Consider the following 18,875-nt stretch of genomic DNA (forward strand, 5'->3'; position numbering starts at 1 on the left):
CGGCGCCGCCAGTCCCCCGGAGCGGTGGTCAGGCTTCGCCGGCCACCAAGGCGTGCACATGGACGTCGTGGCGGCCGTCCGCGTGTGCCAGGGCGTCGCGCATGGTGCCCTCGAGGGCGTACCCGGCCCTCTCCGCCACCCGGCAGGACGCCGGGTTGGCGGTCGAGTGCCGCAGGGTCAGCCGGCGCAGTTCCAGCTCGTCCAGGGCCCACCGGCCGAGGCGCCGGGCGGCCAGGACGGCGATGCCGCCGCCGCGGGCCTCGGGCAGCACCCAGTAGACGACCTCGGCGGAGCCGTCCGCGGGGTCGACGTCGTTGAGCCCGGCCAGCCCGATCGCCGCACCGCCGGGGGGCGCGACGGCCCAGACGGCGCCCGTCCCGGCCGTGCGGCGGTGGTGCATGCGTGCGATCCGGTCGCGGGCCTCCGTACGGCTGTCGACGCGGAAGAGGTTCCAGTGGCTGATGTCCGGGTCCTGGCCGGCCGCGAGCAGCGCACCGGCGTCGTCGAGCCGCCAGGGCCGCAGCTCCAGTCCGCCGCCCAGCGGCAGTACGGGCTGGTCGCCGGCAGCGAGCCGGCCCGCGGGCACGACGGCGGATGCGGCGGCCGGCGCGCCGGGGTGGGAGGTCATCGCCGCATCCTGCCACAGGGGAACAGCGGGGGGTTCGGGACGCGGAGCCCTAGGTGATGCGGTGCAGGGTCACCTCGGTGAGGGCGCCGTCGGTGACGGCCGCGGTGAGGTAGGTGTGGTGCGGCTGGCGGCGGCGGTCGGTCGGGGAGCCGGGGTTGAGCAGCCGCAGTCCGCCGGGGGCGACGGTGTCCCAGGGGATGTGGCTGTGGCCGAAGACCAGCACGTCCAGCTCCGGGAAGCGGGCGGCGCACCGGGCCTCACGGCCCCGCGCGGGCCCGGTCTCGTGGACCACGCCGAAGCGCAGGCCGCCCAGTTCGGCGTACGCCACCTCGGGGAGGCGGGCCCGCAGCTCGGGGCCGTCGTTGTTGCCGTACACCGCGACCAGCCGGCGGCTGCGGTCCTCCAGCAGGTCGAGGGTGGCCGTGTCGACCCAGTCCCCGGCGTGGAACACCACATCCGCGCGCGGGAGTTGGGCGAGCAGCGGGTCCGGGAGCCGCTTGGCGCGCCTGGGGAGGTGGGTGTCGGACATCAGGAGCAGTCGCACACGGCCACACTAGGGAGTCGGGGAGGTGAGGTGGCGGACGCCGCGTACGGCGCCCAGTACGGCGGCGCTCGCGCCGAGGGCGGTGGCGGCCGGGTGCCGGACCAGGATCTCCTGCCAGGAGCGCGCGTGCGCGGTGTCGTCGAAGGCCCCGTGGGCGCCCTGGTCGTCCTCGGGCGCCCGGTCGACGGGCTCGAAGAGGTTGTCCAGGCCGGTCGGCGGGACGCTGTCGGTCCCCTGGGATCCGAAGCCCGTGCGGGCCAGATAGCGGTCGAGCAGGGCCGGGGCGAGCCGGTTGGCCCAGAGCGTGGCGAGGGTGGAGGCGCCGACGTAGTACTGCTTGCGGCGCGGGTGGTCCGCCGCGTGGGCCACGCCCCGGGCGGCGACCTCCGGCTGGTAGATCGGCGGCACCGGCATGGGGTGCCTGGCCAGCCGGGAGCGCACCCAGTCGAACTGCGGGGTGTTGACCGCGGGCATCTGCGCGACGGTGATGTGCACGTTGCTGCCGCGGTGCAGGAGTTCGACGCGGACGGAGGACGTGAAGCCGTTGATGGCGTGCTTGGCACCGCAGTACGCCGACTGCAGCGGGATGGACCTCTCCCCGAGCGCCGAGCCGACCTGCACGATCGTGCCCCGGTCGCGGGGCAGCATCCGCTTCAGGGCGGAGCGGGTGCCGTTGACGAAACCCAGGTAGGTCGTCTCGGTGGTGCGCGCGAACTCCTCGGGGCCGATCTCGTCGAACGGCGCGAACACGGACGCGAAGGCGCAGTTGATCCACACGTCGACCGGGCCGAAGTCCTTCTCCGCGGCGTCCGCGGCGGCCTCCACCTGGGCCGGGTCGGCCACGTCGGCGACCTGTACCAGAGGCCGTCCGCCGAGGGCCGCGACCTCGTCGGCCGCGTTGTTCAGGCCGCCCTCGCCCCGCGCCACCAGGACGACGTTCGCGCCGCGCCGGCCGTAGAGGCGGGCGGTGGCGCGGCCGATCCCGGCGCTGGCACCGGTGATGACGACGGTGGGGGGCATGATGTCTCCTCTCGTACGGCGGGTGCCGGTCTCTCAGTCCACCCGGTAGGGGCGGGCCCGCTCCTCGGCCAGGGTCAGTCCGTGGCCCGGCGCCCCGTCGGCGCCCGGCGTGACGGCGCCGCCGCCGGGGTCGAGGACGCCGTCGAAGAGGAGCCGTTCGATGCGGACGTGGTCGTGGAACCACTCCAGGTGGCGCGCGCAGACGGACACCCCGCGGGCGCCCGCCTCCACCGTGCGGGGTACGACGACACCGATCGGGACCTGCCGGTAGTTCGAACCGTCGGTGACGTAGGCCCCGCGGCTCCCCGCGTCGAAGCGGACCTCGCCGTCCACCTCGCCCGTCAGCGCCGCCCGCAGGCCGGAGATGTCCCACCCGGTCATCCGCGCTCCCTGAACTCGCCTAGGTGCTGTGCCGCCCCGTGCCCGGAACGGCCGAGTACCCGACTGTTCGACAGGCAAAGCTGAACAGTTGTGACTGGACAGTTTCTCCTGCCGGTCCTAGGGTGACGGCATGCCCGTCATCTCCGAATCCGCCGTCCGCGCCGCGCGGGACCTGCGCGTGGTGTTCAGCCGGCTGCGGCGCCGGATCCGCGAGGTCGCGCAGGACGCCGACCTCACCCCGTCGCAGGAGTCGGCGCTCTCCCTGGTCGGCAAGCACGGCGCGGCCACGGCCAGCGCGCTGGCCGGCGCGGAGGGCGTACGTCCGCAGTCGATGGCGACCACGCTGGCGGCCCTGGAGCAGCACGGCCTGATCCGGCGCGCCCCCGACCCCGACGACGGCCGCCGCCAGCTGGTCACCCTCACCGAGGGCGGCCGGTCCCGAGTCGAGGGCAACAAGGCGCTCCGCGAGGAGTGGCTGGCCCGCGCCTTCGAGGACCGCTACACCGAGGAGGAGCGGCGAACCGTCCTGACGGCACTGGAGCTGCTGGAACGGCTCTCGCGGCCGTGATACCGAGGCTCACCCCGCGCACCGGCCGGACCGCCCGTCCCTCCCCCGCCGGATTCGACCGCCGGCTGATCGCGCCGATGGTGCTCGGCTCGGTGCTGAACCCGGTCAACTCCTCGATGATCGCCGTGGCCCTGGTGCCGATCGGCGTCGCGTTCGGGGCGCCGCCCGCCGAGACGGTGTGGCTGGTCTCGGCGCTCTATCTGGCCACGGCCGTCGGCCAGCCCGTGATCGGGCGGCTGGTGGACACGTACGGGCCGCGCCGGCTCTATCTCACCGGTACCGCCCTGGTCGGCGTCGCCGGTCTGCTGGGCGCGCTCGCGCCCTCGCTCGGCGCCATGATCGCGGCCCGCGTGCTGCTGGGATTCGGTACGTCGGCCGCGTATCCGGCGGCCATGCGGCTGACCCGCGCCGAGGCCGAGCGCACCGGGCGGGACAGTCCGGCGGGTGTGTTGGCCGCACTGGCCGTCGCCGCCCAGACGGTGGCCGTGGTGGGGCCCGCGCTCGGCGGACTGCTGATCGGGCTGGGCGGCTGGCGCGCCGTGTTCACCGTCAACGTGCCGCTGTCCGCGGCCTGTCTGGTCCTCGGCGCGCTGCGGCTGCCGCGCACCCGGCCGTCACGCGGCGGGCGCCGGGGCGCCGACCTGCCCGGCATGGCGCTGTTCGCGGCCATGCTGGTCGCGCTGATGCTGTTCCTGATGGGCCCGCGCCTCGACCGCTGGTACCTGCCGCTGCTGGCCGCCGCCGCTGCCGCCGCGTTCGCGCTGCGCGAGCTGCGCACCCCGGACCCGTTCATCGACCTCAGGGTCCTCGGCGGCAACGGCCCGCTGCTCGCCACGTATCTGCGCCAGCTCCTCGCCTACACCACGTCCTACGCCTTCATGTACGGCTACACGCAGTGGCTGGAGCAGGGCCGCGGACTGAGCGCCGCCACGGCGGGTCTGGTGCTGCTGCCGCTGTCCGCCACGGCGCTCACCGTCTCCGCCCTCACCGGGCGGCGCGAGGCGGTGCGCGCCAAGCTGCTCACCGGCTCCGCGCTGCAGATCGGCGGATCCGCCGCCCTGCTGCTGGTCGGCGCCGACAGCCCGGCGTGGCTGCTGCTCGGGGTCGGTGCCCTTCTCGGCGTCCCGCAGGGCCTCGTCGGCCTCGCCGCGCAGAACGCCCTGTACCGGCAGGCCGATCCGGAACGGATCGCGTCGGCCGCCGGGCTGCTGCGGACCTTCATGTACCTCGGGGCGCTGGGCGCGTCCGCCGCCACGGCGGCGTTCTACCCGCACCGCGCCGACACCGCCGGGCTGCACGGCCTGGCCCTGTTCATGCTCGCCGGCTCGGCTCTGCTGCTGGCGACGACCCTCCCCGACCGTTCCCTCGGCCGGCTCACCCCTCGAAAGGCCTGATCCACCCCATGTCCGTCACCACGCTCGACCCCCGCACCGCCTTCGTCGCGATCGACCTGCAGAACGGCATCGTGGCCATGCCCACCCAGCCGCACTCCGCCGCCGACGTCGTCTCCCGCGGCGCCGAACTCGCCGGCGCCTTCCGTGACCGCGGCCTCCCCGTGGTCCTGGTCCGGGTGTCCTTCGCACCCGACGGGGCGGACGCCGTCCCCGGCCGGACCGAGCGGCAGGCGCGCGGCCTCGCCTTCCCGGAGGGCTGGGACGTCGTCGTCGACGAACTGGCCGGCCACCCCGGCGACATCCGCGTCACCAAGCACAACTGGAGCGCCTTCCACGGCACCGACCTCGACACCCAGCTCCGCCGCCGGGGCATCACGCAGATCGTGCTGGCCGGCATCGCCACCAGCATCGGCGTCGAGTCCACCGCGCGCGACGCCTACGCCCACGGCTACCACGTCACCCTGGCCACGGACGCCATGACCGACAGCGACCCCGCGGCGCACGCGGGCAGCGTCGAGCGGATCTTCCCGCGGCTCGGCGAGAGCGGCACGACGGCCGAGATCCTGGAGCTGCTGGCCAAGACCCACGCCTGATCACCCGCCACGGTGCCTTGTGCGGGCTTGACTTCGCCCGCACAAGGCAGCGGGTTAACATTCGGCCACGCGCCGTGCCATTCAGGCAACGGAAAGCGAACCAAGGGGGCTTGGAAACCGGATGCCGGTCAAGGTCAGCGTCGTCGTACCCGTCTACAACCCCGGGCCGTACATCGAGGACTGCGTGGCCTCGCTGCTGCGCCAGTCGCTGCCCCCCGACGAGTTCGAGGTCGTCTTCGTCGACGACGGCTCCACCGACGCCACCCCCGCCAGACTGGACGCGCTCGCCGCCGAGCACCCGCACTTCCACGTCGTCCACCAGGAGAACTCCGGCTGGTCCGGCAAGCCCCGCAACGTCGGGATCGACGCCGCCCGGGGCGAGTTCGTGATGTTCGTCGACAACGACGACCACCTCGGCGACGAGGCCCTGGAGCGGATGTACGAGTACGGCGTGGCCAACAAGGCCGACGTGGTCGTCGGGAAGATGGCCGGCAAGGGCCGCCCGGTGCCGGTGGAGCTGTTCCGCCGCAACCACCCGCGCGCCACGGTCGCCGACGCCCCGCTGATCGACAGCCTCACCCCGCACAAGATGCTCCGGCGCTCCTTCCTGGACCGCACCGGGCTGCGCTTTCCGGAGGGCCGGCGGCGCCTGGAGGACCACGTCTTCGTCACCGAGGCCTATCTGCGCGCGGACAACGTCTCCGTGCTCAGCGACTACGTCTGCTACTACCACGTCAAACGCGACGACGCCGCCAACGCCGGCTTCCAGAGCTTCGACCCGGTCGGCTACTTCCAGAACCTCCGCGAGGCCCTGGACGTCGTCGAGCGGTACACCGAGCCCGGCGCGCTGCGCGACCGGCTGCTGCGCCGCTGGCTGCGGGTGGAGATCGTCGACCGGATGAGCGGGCGCCGGCTGCTGGCGATGCCGGACGACTACCGGCGCGAGGTGTTCCGGGAGACCCACGCGGTGGTCAAGGAGCGCTTCGGCCCGGGTGTCGCCCCCGGCATGCGGCCGGGCCAGCGGATCGTCGCCGCGCTGATCCGGGACGACCGCTACGACGACCTCGTCGCCTACGCCGAGTGGGAGGCCGGCGTCCTGCCCCGGGCCGTCCCGGCCGCCGTCGAATGGCACGACGGAAGCCTGCGCGTGCGCTTCACCGCCGAGTACACCGACGCCGACGGCCCGCTGACCGTCCGCGCGGACGGGTCCCGGGCCCCGGCGGACGACGCGCCGGCGGACCTCGCCGAGGCCGTGTCCCGGCTGACCGCGGCCGCCGCCGACGGCTTCGGCAGGGCGACCGCCGACCTGATCCTGCGCGACCGGGAGACCGGCGCCTCCTATTTCCAGCCGGTGGAGACCGACCGGGAGCGCGTCCCGGCCGCCGACGGCCGGACCCGGCTGGTGCTGCGCGGCACGGCCACCGTCGACCCGGCCACGGCGGCGGGGGGCGGCCCGCTCACCGGCGGGCTGTGGGACACCTACGTCCGCCTCTCGCTGGGCGGCTGGACCAAGGAGTGCCGGCTGGGGCCCGCGCCGGCGCACGGCGATGCGCTGCCGCCCGCCGGGATCGTGGCCGGCCGGGTGGTGCTGCCGTACTGGACCAAGGCGCACGCCAACCTCTCGCTGGACGTGGACCGGGCGGTGAAGTCCCTCGGTCTGCACCGGCTCACCTCGGCCGACGCGGCGCTGTCGGACCACGAGGTGCTCTCCCTGGCGCTGCCGCTGTACGTCCCCGACAGCACCGCGATCACCCTCCGGCTGACCGGCACCGCCTCCGGCCGCACGTTCGACGCGGAGGCCGTGCTGACCCCCGCCGACGGCGCCCACGGCCTGCTCGCGGCCCGGGTGCCGGTGCGGGAGCTGCGGAACGCCGCCTGGCGCACGGCGCTCTGCCTGCCGGGCGGCCGCGCGCTGACGCTGCCGCTGCTGCTGCGGGCGGGCCGTGACGACGTGCGGGTGGTCCGGGTGGCGCCGCGCGGGCTGCTGCGGCGGATCCTCGGGAGGGCCCGGCGCGTGCTGGGCGGAATGCTGGGACCGACGACTACACGAAAGGCCTGATCCGGTGCGGCAGTTGGAGATAGCGGACGCGTGGGTGCTGGAGCCCAAGGTGTTCCCGGACGACCGGGGCAGCTTCCACGAGTGGTACCGGGGCGCGGAGTTCCGCGAGGCCACCGGTTACGACCTGGGCCTCGCCCAGGCCAACTGCTCGGTGTCGCGGCGGGGTGTGCTGCGCGGCGTCCACTTCGCGGACGTACCGCCCGGGCAGGCCAAGTACGTCACCTGTGTGCGCGGTGCCGTGCTGGACGTGGTGGTGGACATCCGGGTCGGCTCCCCCACCTTCGGGCGGTGGGAGGCGGTACGACTGGACGACGACACCCGGCACGCGGTGTTCCTCGCCGAGGGTCTGGGGCACGCCTTCATGGCGCTGACCGACGACGCCACCGTGGTCTACCTGTGCTCGGCCGGGTACGCGCCGGGCCGGGAGCACGGGGTGCACCCGCTCGATCCCGGTCTCGGCATCGCCTGGCCCGAGGGCATCGAGCCGGTGCTGTCTCCCAAGGACGCCGAGGCACCCACGCTGGCCGAGGCGGAGCGGTCCGGGCTGCTGCCCTCCTACGCGGACTGCTCCGCCCACTACGCGCGGCTGCGCGGCCGATTCAGCGGGTGACGGAGTAGGGCTCCAGCGCGCGCCGCAGCGGTTCCCAGCCGCGGGCCCGCTTGGTGCCCCGGTTGCGCGCCGCGGCCAGCGGCTTCCAGAAGCCGGCGCCGAGGAAGTCCTCGGGCTTGACGGCCGTGGTGCGCTCCAGGACCGGCTCGGGGACCTTCTGCGGGTCGGGGACCTCGAACTCCGCGATGATCTCGTCGTAGCGGTCCTTCAGCACGGTGTTCGACGGGTCGGCGCCGAAGACCACCAGCTGGCCGGTGGGCGCGGTGTCGACCAGCACCGTGACCAGGTCGGGGCGGTGACGGTTCAGGATCTCGACGAGCTTGTAGACGTCACCGGTCCAGGCGTCGGTGTGCCGGTCGCGGGCGGCCTCGTCGACGTTGCGCGGCAGCATGTCGTCGAAGACGCTGACGCTCGCCCAGTCCGCGTGCTTCTCGATGTTGATGAAGTCCCGCAGCGCGTACTCGAACAGGTGCATGCCGTCGATGAACGACAGGTCCAGCGTGGTGCGCCTCCAGTAGCCGAACGGGCTGCGGTTGCGGGCCAGGTTGCGCAGCGGGTGGCGGCCGCCCCTGAGGTGCGCGAGGGGGTTGTCGCGGGCGAAGAAGTCGTCGCTGGTCGCCTTGGCGAGGTGCACGTCGCAGCGGATCTCCGTGACCACCTTGAACGCGGGGTCGACAGCGACGCTGGGTACCCGGGACAGCGTCAGGCTGCGGCCGTCGTTGACGCCGATCTCCAGGTAGTTGCGGTTCGCGGTGACCTTGTGGAGCTCCCGCAGGAACTCGTGCCGTTTCACTGGGACATCTCCTTGCGGATGTGAGGCAGGGCTTCGTACAGGGCGGACCGCCAGTCCCTCGGCGGTTCCAGGCCGGTCCCCCGCCATCGCGCGTGCCCGAGCACGCTGTAGGCGGGCCGGGGCGCGGGCCGGGTGAAGGACCGGCTGTCGGTGGGGCGTACCCGCTCCGGGTCGGCGCCGGTCAGCCGGAACACCTCGCGGGCCAGCTCGAACCAGGTGGCCTCACCGGAGTTGGTGGCGTGCAGGACGCCGTGGACGTCCCCGGCGCCGAGGTCCGCGACGAGGCCGGCCACGTCGGCGCTCCAGGTCGGCTGCCCGCGCTGGTCGTCCACGACGTCCAGGGTGTCGCGGCGGGCCTCGAGTTCGAGCATGGTGCGCACGAAATTGCGGCCGTGGGCGCCGTACAGCCAGGCGGTGCGCAACACGACGGCGCCGTCCGGGTGTTCGGCGAGCACCGCGCGCTCCCCGGCGAGTTTGGTGCGGCCGTAGGCGGTGCGCGGAGCCGGAGGGTGGTCCTCGGGATAGGGGGTGTCGCGGGCGTCGCCGGAGAAGACGTAGTCGGTGGAGACGTGGACCAGCCGGGCGCCGTGGGCCGCGCAGGCGCGGGCGAGCAGCCGCGGGCCCTCGCCGTTGACGCGCAGCGCGCGTGCCTCGTCGGTCTCGGCGTCGTCCACGGCCGTGTAGGCGGCGCAGTTGACGACAATGTCCGGGCGGTGGGTCTCCAACGCCCCCCGCACGGAGCCGGGTTCGGTGATGTCGAGCGCCGCGCGGCCGAGCCCGGTGACGTCCTCGCCGCGTTCACGCAGTTCCTGGACGGTGTCCTGGCCGAGCATGCCGCTCGCGCCGGTGACCAGCCACCTCATCGGCCGCTCCGCCGCTTGAGCGGCTCCCACCAGGAGCGGTTGTCCCGGTACCAGGCGACCGTGCCGGCGAGGCCGGTCGAGAAGTCGTGGCGCGGGCGGTAGCCGAGTTCGTCGCGGGCCTTGCTCCAGTCGACCGAGTACCGCAGGTCGTGGCCCTTGCGGTCGGTGACGTGCTCCACCCGGCCCCAGTCCGCGCCGCAGGCCTCGAGGAGCAGTCCGGTGAGTTCCTTGTTGCTCAGCTCCGTGCCGCCGCCGATGTTGTAGACCTCGCCGGCCCGGCCCTTGGTGCGGACCAGTTCGATGCCGTGGCAGTGGTCCTCGACGTGCAGCCAGTCGCGGACGTTGCGTCCGTCGCCGTAGAGCGGGACGGTCAGGCCGTCGAGGAGGTTGGTGACGAAGAGCGGGATCACCTTCTCCGGGAACTGGCGCGGGCCGTAGTTGTTGGAGCAGCGGGTGACCCGGACGTCGAGGCCGTGGGTGCGGTGCTGGGCGAGGGCCAGCAGGTCGGAGGAGGCCTTGGAGGCGGAGTAAGGGGAGTTGGGCGCGAGGGGGTGCTCCTCGGGCCAGGAGCCGGACTCGATGGAACCGTAGACCTCGTCGGTGGAGACGTGCACGAAGGTGCCGACGCCGTTTCGCAGCGCCGCGTCCAGCAGGGTCTGGGTGCCCACCACATTGGTGCGGACGAACTCGCCGGCCCCGTCGATCGACCGGTCGACGTGCGACTCGGCGGCGAAGTGCACCACTTGGTCGGCGCCGGCCATGAGCTTGTCGACGAGGGCGGCGTCGCATATGTCGCCGTGCACGAAGTCGAGGCGGGGATGGCCGCTCGGGAGGTTCGTGCGGATGCCGGCGTAGGTCAGCCTGTCCAGCACGGTGACGCTCGGCGCGTCGGGCGAGTCGTCGGCGAGGAGGCCGCGTACGTAATGGGAGCCGATGAACCCGGCGGCGCCGGTGACGAGGAGGTTCATATTGGCCATACCCTAACGGCGGACTGCCCGGTCCGGACCCTTGTTCGCCTTATTGGGCCGGCCCCCGGATTCCCGCCGGGCTCCGCCGCCCGCCCCGGTGTTCCTCAGTCCTCGCCCCGCACTATGTTGCCGTCCCGCTCCGCGCTCTCCTGCCGCGGACCGGTGCGCTCGGCGATGGCCGGCCGACAGGTGCGCACGCTGCCGCCCCGCCTGCCGCGGGCCTTGGACCAGCCGGTCTCGGCATAGGGAAGTGCGGGCCTGTCACTGATGTGCGCGGTCACGGTGTCTCATCTTCTCTCTTCTGCCCTGCCGCCGGGCCGGCCGGTGAGCCGGCCCGGCGTCTGCGGTGTGTCCGCCCGGGTCCCCGCGCCCATGACGGGTAAACCCGCGGGCGGCGCGGCTCAGGTCCGGCCGCCGCCACCGCCGCCGAAGGAGCCGCTGGACCCGGGCGACCAGCGCGGACGCCGCTGGTCCTCGGCCCGCGTGGAACCGACGTTGCCGAGCTGATGGGGGGTGAGCCGGTCGTTCCCGTCCTCGGTCCGGGGCACCTCGTGCGGCTCGCGCATCTCGCTCGTCTCACGGACCGGACCGGACGGCGGCAGCGTGGGCTGCTCCTCGGGCAGCGGCGGAGCCGGTTCGCGCTTGCGCACCGCGACGCCCAGCCGGAACGCCCACAGCAGCCCGGCGACGAGGGCGACGCCGACCACGAGGACGAGGACGTACCCGAACACCTGAGCGCCTGTGGCTGCTTCGTACATGGCAGTGTTCATGACCTGCGGGTACCCGGGACCGGACGCCGGATGCCTGGCCCGGGGCGCTTCAACCGATCGGCGCAGCGGGCGGCGGACCCGACCGTGGGCGTGCGGGGCGTGGCGCGGGCGGGCCCATCGGTCCCGGGAGTAGCGTCGCCCGCGATGACCGAAACACCGGAGATGTCAGAGATCGCGGAGATCACCGCACGGTACCCGGCCACCGCTCCCCGGCCCGGCCGGGTCCTGCTGCGCTGGCTCTCGACGACCGATCACAAAGTGATCGGCCGGCTCTACATGGTCACGGCGTTCTGTTTCTTCCTGCTCGCCGGACTCCTCGCGCTGGCCATGCGCACGGAGCTGGCACGGCCGGGGCTGCAGGTGCTCAGCGAGCAGGGTTACAACCAGTTCGTGACGATCCACGGCACGATCATGATGCTGCTGTTCGCCACACCGATGTTCGCCGGGTTCACCAACGCGGTCATGCCGCTGCAGATCGGCGCGCCCGACGTGGCCTTCCCCCGGCTGAACGCGCTGTCGTACTGGATGTACCTGCTCGGCGGCCTGATGGTGGTCTCCGGTTTCATCATCCCCGGCGGCGCCGCCTCCTTCGGCTGGTTCGCCTACGCCCCCCTCAACAGCGCCTACTACTCCCCAGGCGCCGGCGGCGACATGTGGGTCATGGGACTGGTCGTCACCGGTGTCTCCACCACGCTCGGCGCGGTCAACTTCATCGCCACCATCATGTGCCTGCGCGCTCCCGGCATGACCATGTTCCGGATGCCGATCTTCACCTGGAACGTGCTGTTCACCTCGATCCTGGTGCTGCCCGCCTTCCCCGTGCTGACCGCCGCCCTCCTCGCCCTGGAGGCCGACCGCAAGTTCGGCGCGCACGTCTTCGACGCGGCGAACGGGGGCGCGTTGCTGTGGCAGCACCTGTTCTGGTTCTTCGGGCACCCCGAGGTCTACATCGTCGCGCTGCCCTTCTTCGGTATCGTCTCCGAGATCCTGCCGGTCTTCTCCCGCAAGCCCCTGTTCGGCTATCTCCCGCTGATCGGCGCGACCATCGCCATCACCATGCTCTCGGCCGTCGTCTGGGCCCACCACATGTTCGCCACCGGCGCCGTGCTGCTGCCGTTCTTCTCCGTCATGTCGTTCCTGATCGCCGTCCCCACCGGCATCAAGTTCTTCGCCTGGATCGGCACCATGCGGTACGGCTCGCTGTCGTTCGAGACCCCGATGCTGTGGTCCTGCGGGTTCCTGGTGTCCTTTCTCCTCGGCGGGCTCAGCGGGGTGCTGATCGCCTCACCCCCGCTGGACTTCCACCTGACCGACTCCTACTTCATCGTCGCCCACCTGCACTACGTCCTGTTCGGCACGGTCGTGTTCGCCATGTTCGCCGGGTTCTACTTCTGGTGGCCCAAGTTCACCGGCCGGATGCTCGACGAACGCCTCGGCAAGGTGCACTTCTGGCTGCTCTTCCCGGGCTTCCAGCTCACCTTCCTGGTCCAGCACTGGCTCGGCGAGCAGGGCATGCCCCGCCGCTACGCGGACTACCTCCCCGGTGACGGCTTCACCCTGCTCAACAGCGTCTCCACCGCCGGGGCGTTCCTGCTCGCCGTCTCCACCCTGCCGTTCCTCTACAACGTGTGGCGCACCGCGGCCAAGGGCGAGCGCGTGGACATCGACGACCCCTGGGGGTGGGGCCGGGCCCTGGAGTGGGCGACGTCCTGCCCGCCGCCCCGGCACAACTTCGTGGCGCTGCCCCGGGTCCGGTCCGAGTCGCCCGCCTTCGACCTGCACCATCCGGAGGTCGTGCGCGAGGCCCAGGAGGAAGGGAAACGATGAGGACCGAGGCGATGCTGTTCGGCGGTGTGGCGGTGTTCTTCGGCGGGACCGCGGCCCTGTACGGGGTGTGGTCGGGCGAGCCGGCCGGTACGGCGGCGCTGGTGGTCGCCTGCGGCATGGCGGCGCTGGTGTCGTTCTTCTGCCTGGTGCAGTACCGGCGCAAGGGGAGGCGGGCGCAGGACCTCAGGGACGCCGAAGTGGCCGACGGGGCGGGGCCGGTGGCGTTCTTCCCGGACGAGAGCCCCTGGCCGGTCGTCACCGCGCTGGGCTTCGCGGTGACGGCGACCGGCGTCGTCTACGGGCTGTGGCTGTTCCTCATCGGCTTCGCCGTCCTGGTGCGCGGGGTGTTCGGGATGGTGTTCCAGTACGCGCGTCGCTGAGCTCCCTGCGCGGCGCTCCGGGCTGGAACGACTCAACCGGTTCGTGGTCGGTCTCGTAGCCCCCGGCGACGTTCTGCCGGATGTCGCCGGTCGGCACGCCCTCGGCAAGGCGTTCGCGCTCGGCCGCCGCCAGGGCCCGGCACAGCCACCAGGTCAGCAGGAAGGCGAGGACGGGCGCCACCACGAGGGCGACGCGGTACACGTAGGTCAGCCCGTTGACGGAGACGCGGAACGTCTGGGCGGTGACGTCGTTGGCGCCCTCCAGCAGCAGCACGGCGTAGAACACGGTGGCCGCCACGCCCAAGCCGGTGCGCACGGGACGCTCGCGCGGCCGGTCGGCGAGATGCCGCTCCTGGTGCCACTCCCCCGTCAGGCGCTGCTCGACGAAGGGGTAGGCGTAGAGCACGGCGAACAGCACGGCGGGCAGGACCACGGCCGGCAGCAGCACGTTCCACATCACGGTGTGGCCCGCGAAGGTGGTCTCCCACGACGGCACCAGCCGCAGGGCGCCCTCCAGGAAGCCGACGTACCAGTCGGGCTGGGAGCCGGTGGAGGCCTGGTCGGGGCGGAACGGGCCGTACACCCACACGGGGTTGATCTGGGCGACGGCCGACAGCACCGCCAGCAGACCGGCGACCGTCAGGGACAGGCCGATGGAGGAGGCGCTGAACTGCGGGAAGAGCGGCTTGCCGCGGACGTTGCGGTTGGTGCGGCCGGGGCCGCGCCACTGGGTGTGCTTGAGGTGGAAGACCAGCATCAGGTGCACCGAGACGAGGGCGACGAGGGCGCCCGGGACCAGCAGGATGTGCACCGGGTAGAGCCGGGTGACGATGTCGTGGCCGGGCACCTGGCCGCCGAAGGCGAAGAAGGCCAGGTACGTCCCGACGACCGGGATCGACGTCATGATGCCCTGGGCGATGCGCAGTCCGGTGCCGGAGAGCAGGTCGTCGGGGAGCGAGTAGCCGGCGAAGCCCTCCGCGAGGGCCAGCGCGAACAGGGTGACCCCGATGACCCAGTTCAGCTCGCGGGGCCGGCGGAAGGCTCCGGTGAAGAAGATCCGGAGCATGTGCGCGCCGATCGCGGCGATGAAGAGGAGCGCGGCCCAGTGGTGCATCTGCCGCATCAGCAGTCCGCCGCGGACGTCGAAGCTGATGCGCAGGGTGGAGTCGAACGCGGACGACATGAGCACCCCGCGCAGCGGCACGTAGGAGCCCTGGTAGACGACCTCGCGCATCTCCGGCTGGAAGAAGAACGTCAGCCACACCCCGGTCAGGATCAGCACGAGCAGGCTGTAAAGAGCGAGTTCGCCGAGCAGGAAGGACCAGTGCTCGGGGAACGCCTTGCGCAGCAGCGAGCCTCCCTCCAGCACCGGGAGGCGGGCGTCCGCCGCGTCGGCGAGGCGTTCGGCGCCGCGGGCGGCCGCGCGGGGGCCGGGTCTCACGAGTCCTGGGGTGCGGCCGCCCGCGCCACCTCCGCCTCCACGTCGGCCCGCGGCCTGCCGGTCTCCTTCGCGTACTCGCTCACCGCCGTCTGCGCCTCCCGGTCCAGGTCCCGCCAGGCGCGCAGCGCCGTCTCGTAGGTGCCGGACTGGGCGCCCGTCATCTGGCGCCCGGCGGGCGGCCCGTACGCGTCCCGGAGTTCCTCGACCATGCGGTGTGCCGCGTCGGCGGCGCGCTGCTTCGCCACCAGTTCCTCGAAGGTGTGTGCCACCCCACCGACCTTAGGCACGGTCGGCGCGCGGCGCCTGTTGACCTGCCGTGCGCGGGCGGCACCGGTACCCGAGTGGCGGGTCAGTCCTGCGGTACGAGATCCGCCCAGACCTGTTTGCCGCCGCTGACCGGCACCGTCCCCCAGGCCGCCGACACCGCCTCCACCAGCAGGATGCCGCGGCCGCCGGTGGCCTCCCAGCCGATGCTGGTCGGCTGGACGGGGCTGCGCGGCGAGGTGTCGGCGACGGCGAGCCGCAGCCGGTGGTTGACCAGGCTGAGGTCGAGGCGGACCGGCCCGCCGGTGTGCACGAGGGCGTTGGTGACCAGTTCCGAGACGACGAGGAGGGCCGCGTCGACGGTGTCCGGGGAGACGCCCCAGGTGCGCAGCGTGCGCCGGCTGAAGCGGCGGGCGTGCCGGACGGCCTCGGGGACCCGCCACACCGTCCAGCTCTCGCGCAGCGGGCGTACGGCCATGCCGTCGTAGCGCATCAGCAGCAGGGCGACGTCGTCGCCGCGGTGGGCGCCGGTGAGCAGGGCGTCGGCGACCAGACCGAGGTGGCCCGGGTCGGCGGCGGCCAGTTCGGCGGCGAGCCGGTCCATGCCCTCGTCGATGTCAACGCCCGGGGACTCCACCAGGCCGTCGGTGGTGAGCGCGAGGACCGTGCCGGGCTGGAGCCGGAGCGGGGTCATGCGGAACTCGGCCTGGCCGAGCACGCCGAGCGGCGGGCCGCCCTCGGCCTGCACGATCTCGGTGCTGCCGTCCGGGTGCCGCAGCACGGGCTGCAGATGGCCGGCGCGCACGCACAGGGCGGTGCCCTGCTCCATGTCCACGTCGACGTAGGCGCAGGTGGCGAAGAGGTCGGTCTCCATGTCCAGCAGCAGCCGGTTGGCGTGCGAGACGACGACGTCCGGGGAGTGGCCCTCGGCGGCGTAGGCGCGCAGGGCGGTGCGCATCTGCCCCATGAGGGTGGCGGCGCCCGCGTTGTGGCCCTGCACGTCGCCGATGACGAGGGCCACGTGGTTGTCGGCGAGCGGGATCACGTCGTACCAGTCGCCGCCGACCTCCAGACCGGCGGTGGTGGGCAGATAGCGGGCGACGGCGACCGCGCCGGGCAGCCGGGGCAGCCGACGGGGCAGCAGGGTGCGCTGGAGCATGCCGACGAGTTCGTGTTCGGCGTCGAAGGCGTGGGCGCGCAGCAAGGCCTGTCCGGTGAGGCCCGCGCAGGCGGTGAGCAGGGCGCGCTCGTCGGGGGCGAACTCGTGCGGCTGGTCCCAGCCGATCAGGCAGGCGCCGGCCATGCGGCCGCCGGCCGGCAGCGGCAGCACGGCGAGGCCGCCGGGGCCGACCTCGGCGAGGGCGGGCTCCAGCGGGGTGCCGGCGGGCCAGATGCGGGAGCGGCCCTCGCGCAGCGCGGCGGCGAGGGTGGGCATCGCCCGCACCGGCGCGTCGGGCCATTCGGTGCGCCATTCGGTGCGCCACAGCTCGGGCCAGGCCTCGGGTTCCGGCGGGTCGAGGACGGTGACGACGAGGCGGTCGTTCTCCAGTTCGGCCAGCGCGATGCGGTCGGCGTTGAGGGGGACGCGCAGGGCGGCGACGACGGCGTGCCCGACGTCCTTGACGGTGCCGGCCGTGGCGAGGGCGGCGGCCAGCCGCTGGACCCGGGCCACGTCGGTGACGTCGGAGCGCAGGGTGGAGGCGTCGGCGACGGTGCCGGCGAGCCGGGCGGAACGGCCCTCGCCGCCGGGCACCAGCCGGCCGCGCAGCCGGACCCACTTGGGCGGGCCGGAGTGCTGGAGGATGCGGAACTCCAGTTCGCGTTCGCCGATCGACATGTGGTCGGCCTCGACGACGGACATCAGGGAGGGCAGGTCCTCGGGGACGGTGAGACCGAGCAGTGTCTCCACCCTGCCGTCGAACTCCGGCCGGCCGATGCCGAACAGGCCGAGGATCCCGTCGCCGACCTCGACCCGGCCGGTGTCCATGACCACGCTGAACGCGTCGGCGGGCAGCTCGCCCGTCTCGGTGGCGGCCCCGGCCGGCGCGGGTACGGCGACGGCCCGGGCGACCAGTTCCAGGCAGTCGCGGTCGTCGGTGCCGAAGCCGCCCGGCTGCTCGGTGACGGCGAGCAGACAGCCGCCTGCCGGGCCGAGCGGCAGGGCGGCCAGCGAGAAGTCCGGGGACGGCGCCCGGCGTGCCTCGGCGCACCCGGCCAGCTCGGCCGGACCGAGCCACACCGGCCGCCGGGTGCGGTGGGCCTCGGCCATCGGGGAGCCGCCCGCGGCCGGATAGCCGTCGCGCAGTCCGTACAGCGTGCGGGGCAGACCGGCCGACTCGGCAAGGCAGAGCGTCGCGGGGTCGTCGCACGGCGTGTACACGCCGGCGAACGCGGCCCCGGCGAACACCAGTGCCTGTTCCAGGACACGCCGCAGCCGGTCCGGCGAAGCGGGCACGTCCGCGAGCGTGTCGAGGGCAAGTCCGGCACGCTCGCTCCTCGATCTGCGCACCACAGCACCCTCACTCGCCACGTTCGCCATTACAGCGCGTATGAGCCGACTGCGCAGCCCCTGCGGACGCGGACAAAGCGGACGGGCTCCGCGGGCCCCTGCCGGGGGTGGCCGTCACCACGGCGGCGGACCGAATTCGCGCCTCGGTTCCGGCGCGGGCCCGGTCTCCGCCGCTTCGGCGGCTCACCCGGCGAGCGGCGGCCGGCTCACACGGGGTCTTCGACGGCCGCCGCACCGGCTCCGTCCGCGGCGGTCGCCGCCCCGGCCGCGTGGGGCACGGTCGAAGCCCCGGTCTCCGGCTCCGGATCCTTCGTGCGGATGGCCATCAGCTTCGTCACGGAACCGTCGTCACCGACGACGTCCCGGACGTGCCGGAAGCCAAGGCGGCGGCACAGGGCCAGGCTGGCGGTGTTCTCGGCGCCGACCATGCCGTACACCTCGGTCAGCCCCAGGTCGTCGGCGGCGTGCCGGAGCAGGCCGCGCACCGTCTCGCCGCCCAGGCCGCGCCCCCAGTGGCCGGGGACGAGCGCGGTGACGAGTTCGTGGCCGTCGACGTTGCCGGTCGGCTTCACCTCGGCGTGCCCGACGTAGGTGCCGTCCAGCCACAGGCCCCACACGTCGAAGCGGCGCTGGGGGTAGACGTCGGTGAGGATGGCGCGGAACAGCTCGCGCAGCTGCGGTTCCGGTACGAGGTCCTGCCCCATCCAGCGGCACACCTCCTCGTTGCGCAACAGCGCGACGAAGTGATCCTCGTGTTCGGGCCGGTAGGGGAGGAATTCCAGGCGCTCGGTGCGCAGGACGGGGGTCATGAAGGGCTCCTCGGGTGAGTTGCGGTGCGGTGGGGCCGAGGGCGGTGGGGCGCCGGGACGGCGACGCGTGGGGGTGAGGGGGTGCCGGGCCGGCGCGGGTGCGGCCGGCCCGGCGTGTCGGTGCGGGTGCGCCGGTCAGGCGCCGGCGTTCTCCATGCGCTCACGCAGGCTCTTGGGCCGCATGTCGGTCCAGACCTCGTCCACGTAGGCGGAGCACTCGGCCTCGGTGCCCTCCTTGCCGACGGGCTGCCAGCCGGCGGGCACCTCGATGTCGGCGGGCCAGAGGGAGTACTGCTCCTCGTCGTTGCGCAGCACCTGGTAGCGGGTGTTCTCGTCCATGTCGCCTTCTTTCTCGGTTTCGGTCTGTCTTCGGTCGGTCTTCGGTCGGTCTTCGGCCTGCCTGTCGCCCCGGTCGTCGTCGGGGCGCGGTGGTGGCGGGCGGTCGGGGCGCGTG

20 protein-coding genes and 2 pseudogenes are annotated in these 18,875 nt (G+C 73.3%); 7 read left to right on the forward strand and 15 right to left on the reverse strand.

From position 1 onward, the window contains the following. Positions 1–28: 28 nt before the first annotated feature. The 5 genes and pseudogenes from AB0924_RS29545 to AB0924_RS29565 all read right to left on the reverse strand — a co-directional run. Positions 29–628, reverse strand: coding sequence for a GNAT family N-acetyltransferase (locus AB0924_RS29545; RefSeq protein ID WP_366912991.1), 600 nt, complete (start codon positions 626–628; stop codon positions 29–31). Between the two features lie 49 nt (positions 629–677). Beyond that, complete coding sequence (locus AB0924_RS29550; protein ID WP_358933328.1) at positions 678–1,172, reverse strand: metallophosphoesterase; 495 nt, start codon at positions 1,170–1,172, stop codon at positions 678–680. A 9-nt stretch (positions 1,173–1,181) separates the two neighbouring features. Beyond that, complete coding sequence (locus AB0924_RS29555) at positions 1,182–2,192, reverse strand: SDR family oxidoreductase (RefSeq protein WP_366912993.1); 1,011 nt, start codon at positions 2,190–2,192, stop codon at positions 1,182–1,184. 33 nt (positions 2,193–2,225) lie between these two features. Beyond that, positions 2,226–2,387, reverse strand: a pseudogene (locus tag AB0924_RS29560) (mandelate racemase); the annotation flags it as partial. Further along, a pseudogene (locus AB0924_RS29565) lies at positions 2,385–2,573 on the reverse strand (hypothetical protein); the annotation flags it as partial. The pseudogenes AB0924_RS29565 and AB0924_RS29560, both read right to left, overlap by 3 nt. Positions 2,574–2,703: 130 nt before the next feature. Between AB0924_RS29565 and AB0924_RS29570 the strand changes: the two are divergent. From AB0924_RS29570 to rfbC, 5 genes are all read left to right on the forward strand, one after another. Then, positions 2,704–3,141: a MarR family transcriptional regulator gene (locus AB0924_RS29570; protein ID WP_358933323.1), complete on the forward strand. Its 438-nt coding sequence runs from the start codon at positions 2,704–2,706 to the stop codon at positions 3,139–3,141. Next, positions 3,138–4,535 (forward strand): MFS transporter, encoded by a 1,398-nt coding sequence (locus tag AB0924_RS29575; protein WP_366912994.1) that lies wholly within the window; start codon positions 3,138–3,140, stop codon positions 4,533–4,535. The genes AB0924_RS29570 and AB0924_RS29575 overlap by 4 nt, the downstream gene beginning before the upstream one ends. Positions 4,536–4,543: 8 nt before the next feature. Then, on the forward strand, positions 4,544–5,128 hold the full coding sequence (locus AB0924_RS29580; RefSeq protein WP_366912995.1) for an isochorismatase family protein: 585 nt from the start codon (positions 4,544–4,546) through the stop codon (positions 5,126–5,128). Positions 5,129–5,249: 121 nt separating this feature from the next. After that, positions 5,250–7,187, forward strand: a complete 1,938-nt coding sequence (locus AB0924_RS29585) for a glycosyltransferase family 2 protein (RefSeq protein WP_366912996.1) — start codon at positions 5,250–5,252, stop codon at positions 7,185–7,187. A 4-nt stretch (positions 7,188–7,191) separates the two neighbouring features. Then, entirely contained in the window at positions 7,192–7,797 is a 606-nt protein-coding gene (rfbC, locus tag AB0924_RS29590) for a dTDP-4-dehydrorhamnose 3,5-epimerase (protein WP_358933315.1), read from the forward strand. On the opposite strand, the gene AB0924_RS29595 is transcribed toward rfbC, so the two are convergent. From AB0924_RS29595 to AB0924_RS29615, 5 genes are all read right to left on the reverse strand, one after another. After that, complete coding sequence (locus tag AB0924_RS29595; protein WP_366912997.1) at positions 7,787–8,590, reverse strand: class I SAM-dependent methyltransferase; 804 nt, start codon at positions 8,588–8,590, stop codon at positions 7,787–7,789. The two genes, rfbC and AB0924_RS29595, sit on opposite strands and share 11 nt — an antisense overlap. Then, complete coding sequence (gene rfbD / locus AB0924_RS29600; RefSeq protein WP_366912998.1) at positions 8,587–9,453, reverse strand: dTDP-4-dehydrorhamnose reductase; 867 nt, start codon at positions 9,451–9,453, stop codon at positions 8,587–8,589. The genes AB0924_RS29595 and rfbD overlap by 4 nt, the downstream gene beginning before the upstream one ends. After that, the gene (rfbB, locus tag AB0924_RS29605; protein ID WP_358933383.1) at positions 9,450–10,421 is read right to left on the reverse strand and encodes a dTDP-glucose 4,6-dehydratase; all 972 of its coding nucleotides are present in this window, start codon (positions 10,419–10,421) and stop codon (positions 9,450–9,452) included. Before rfbB ends, rfbD begins: the two co-directional genes overlap by 4 nt. A 104-nt stretch (positions 10,422–10,525) precedes the next feature. Then, on the reverse strand, positions 10,526–10,702 hold the full coding sequence (locus tag AB0924_RS29610; RefSeq protein ID WP_358933309.1) for a hypothetical protein: 177 nt from the start codon (positions 10,700–10,702) through the stop codon (positions 10,526–10,528). A 120-nt stretch (positions 10,703–10,822) separates the two neighbouring features. Beyond that, entirely contained in the window at positions 10,823–11,191 is a 369-nt protein-coding gene (locus AB0924_RS29615) for a DUF6479 family protein (RefSeq protein WP_366912999.1), read from the reverse strand. A 162-nt stretch (positions 11,192–11,353) separates the two neighbouring features. Between AB0924_RS29615 and ctaD the strand changes: the two genes are divergently transcribed. Together ctaD and AB0924_RS29625 are read left to right on the forward strand one after the other, a co-directional pair. Then, positions 11,354–13,018 carry a cytochrome c oxidase subunit I gene (gene ctaD / locus AB0924_RS29620; protein WP_366913013.1) on the forward strand — a complete coding sequence of 555 codons (1,665 nt, stop codon included), beginning with the start codon at positions 11,354–11,356 and terminating at the stop codon, positions 13,016–13,018. After that, positions 13,015–13,398 carry a cytochrome c oxidase subunit 4 gene (locus AB0924_RS29625; RefSeq protein ID WP_358933304.1) on the forward strand — a complete coding sequence of 128 codons (384 nt, stop codon included), beginning with the start codon at positions 13,015–13,017 and terminating at the stop codon, positions 13,396–13,398. The genes ctaD and AB0924_RS29625 overlap by 4 nt, the downstream gene beginning before the upstream one ends. On the opposite strand, the gene AB0924_RS29630 is transcribed toward AB0924_RS29625, so the two are convergent. The 5 genes from AB0924_RS29630 to AB0924_RS29650 all read right to left on the reverse strand — a co-directional run bounded on the left by AB0924_RS29630 (position 13,334) and on the right by AB0924_RS29650 (position 18,760). Beyond that, complete coding sequence (locus tag AB0924_RS29630; RefSeq protein ID WP_366913000.1) at positions 13,334–14,839, reverse strand: ubiquinol-cytochrome c reductase cytochrome b subunit; 1,506 nt, start codon at positions 14,837–14,839, stop codon at positions 13,334–13,336. The genes AB0924_RS29625 and AB0924_RS29630 overlap by 65 nt on opposite strands. Next, complete coding sequence (locus AB0924_RS29635; RefSeq protein WP_358933300.1) at positions 14,836–15,108, reverse strand: hypothetical protein; 273 nt, start codon at positions 15,106–15,108, stop codon at positions 14,836–14,838. Before AB0924_RS29635 ends, AB0924_RS29630 begins: the two co-directional genes overlap by 4 nt. An 80-nt stretch (positions 15,109–15,188) precedes the next feature. Continuing rightward, positions 15,189–17,642, reverse strand: a complete 2,454-nt coding sequence (locus AB0924_RS29640) for a SpoIIE family protein phosphatase (protein ID WP_358933298.1) — start codon at positions 17,640–17,642, stop codon at positions 15,189–15,191. A gap of 176 nt (positions 17,643–17,818) precedes the next feature. Then, on the reverse strand, positions 17,819–18,421 hold the full coding sequence (locus AB0924_RS29645) for a GNAT family N-acetyltransferase (protein ID WP_366913001.1): 603 nt from the start codon (positions 18,419–18,421) through the stop codon (positions 17,819–17,821). A 135-nt stretch (positions 18,422–18,556) separates the two neighbouring features. Next, entirely contained in the window at positions 18,557–18,760 is a 204-nt protein-coding gene (locus tag AB0924_RS29650; RefSeq protein ID WP_067045059.1) for an MbtH family NRPS accessory protein, read from the reverse strand. Between the last annotated feature and the right edge of the window lie 115 nt (positions 18,761–18,875).

The sequence above is a fragment of the Streptomyces sp. NPDC047869 genome, from assembly GCF_040704065.1.
GTDB lineage: Bacteria > Actinomycetota > Actinomycetes > Streptomycetales > Streptomycetaceae > Streptomyces.